Below are 1,916 nucleotides of genomic sequence, written 5' to 3'. Positions count from 1 at the left end.
GCCGGCCTGTCAGCCGCCGCCGCCGGCCGGGAAGCGGGCGGCGGCGCCGCGGCCGGCGCGGCGGCGCTGGTCGGCAGCGCAAAGCTGAAACAGGCGCCCTCGCCGCGTGCGCTGACGCAGGAGATTTCGCCGCCCATCAGCTGTACCAGGCGCTTGCAGATGGCCAGGCCCAGGCCCGTGCCGCCGTACTGGCGGCTGATGGTGTCGTCGGCCTGGATAAAGGGCTCGAACAGGCGGCCCTGCTCGGCCGGACTGATGCCGATGCCGCTGTCGCGCACCTCGAACCCCAGGCGCAGGCGGCCCGGCTGGCTGTCCGGGCGCGCCGCCAGCGCCACCGTCACCTGTCCGGCCGGCGTGAACTTGATGGCGTTGCTGACCAGGTTGCCCAGCACCTGGCGCACGCGCACCGGATCGCCCCATACCCAGGGCGGCACGCCGCGCTCGATGGCGGCCTCGAGCTGCAAGCCCTTCTTGGCGGCGGCCGCGCGGTGCAGCTCGAGCACGCTGCGCACCAGCCGGGCCGGGTCGTAGCTGCTATTGATGAATTCCATGTGGCCGGATTCGATCTTGGAGAAATCCAGGATCTCGTTGATGATGCGCAGCAGGTCCAGCGCGCCGCTGTGCACATTGCCCGCGTAGCCGCGCTGCGCCGCGTCCAGCCGGGTTTCCAACAGCAGCTCGGACATGCCGACGATGCCGTTCATGGGCGTGCGGATCTCGTGGCTCATCATGGCCAGGAAGCGCGACTTGGCTTCGCTGGCCGCGTCGGCACGCGCCTTCAGGTGCAGCGCCAGCTCGGCGTCGCGTTCGCGCCGCTTGAGGATGACGGCCATGGCGGCGAACGCCGCCGCCAGCGCCGCCCCGGCCAGCACGGCGATACCGCCCAGCAGGCGCGCAATGCGGCGCCAGCCGTCCAGGAACAGGTCCTCGGTCACCGTCAGGTTGACGATCAGCGGATAGTTGCGCACCTTGCGCACGGCGCCCATGCGGAACACTTCCTGGTTGCCGGCCGCCATGCGCGGGCCGCGCTGCAGCACCACGCCGCTGTCGCGCCCGGAGGCGATCACCGCGCGCGTGCTGCCGTTGCTGACCTCCTTGCCCATCAACTGCTCGACCATGGGCCAGCGCGCCAGCAGCGCGTAGTCGCTGCGGTACAGGGAAATGGCGGCGTGCTCGCCAACGCTGACATTGCGGAAAAACGCGCTGAAGAAGTCGCATGAAATGCCCACCAGGGCCACGCCCAGGAAGCGGCCGTCGGGCGCGGCCAGGCGCCGGCTCAGATAGAAGGTCCACTGGCCATTGCCCTTGTTGCGCACAGGTTTGCTGATGAAGTCGCCGCCGGCGCCGCCGCGGTGGTAGAGGAAGTAGTCGCGTTCGGCCAGGTTGATGGCCGGCGCCGGCCAGGCGCGCGTGAAATTGAGCACGGCGCCGTCCGCGCCGACGATGGTGGCCACGTCCACCTGGGGCACGCCGCTGGCCTTGTCGCGCATCATCTGGAACACCGCCTCGCCCCCCATGGCCAGGCGCAGCGCCTCCGGCGTGCGGGGCGCGGCGCGCTGCACGGCGTCGTCCAGGCTGTCGAGCACAAGGTAGGCCGAGGCCATGGACTGGGACACCGTCTCCGCCAGCACCAGCGACTGGTTGTCGAGCTGCTTGCGCCAGTCGTCGATCGCGCGCTCGTGCAGCACCCAGCCCACCGCGACAGTGACGCCGCCCAGCAGCAGCAGCAGCGCCAGGCCGACCAGGGCGATGCGGCGGTGCGCGCGGTCGCGGCGGAACCAGCGCCGCCACGTGACCTGTGGCAGTCCGGAGGCCGGCATGCTAGCGCACCTCGCCGTCGGCCAGGCTGCGCCGCACCTCGTCGAGCGCGGCGCCGAACAGCTGCGCCAGGCCGGCGGCGGCCGGTGCCAGCGCTG

The 1,916-nt window shown here is 71.6% G+C and carries 1 protein-coding gene; it reads right to left on the bottom strand.

The window, feature by feature from the left end; translation table 11 throughout:
• A partial coding sequence (locus tag GTP77_RS29670; protein ID WP_161075739.1) for a sensor histidine kinase occupies positions 1-1,820 on the bottom strand: 1,820 nt, incomplete at its 3' end.
• Positions 1,821-1,916: the final 96 nt, after the last annotated feature.

The organism is Pseudoduganella aquatica (assembly GCF_009857595.1).
Taxonomy (GTDB): domain Bacteria; phylum Pseudomonadota; class Gammaproteobacteria; order Burkholderiales; family Burkholderiaceae_D; genus Rugamonas; species Rugamonas aquatica_A.
The sequence above is the reverse complement of the archived record's forward strand: the minus strand, read 5'-3'. Positions and strand labels throughout refer to the sequence as shown.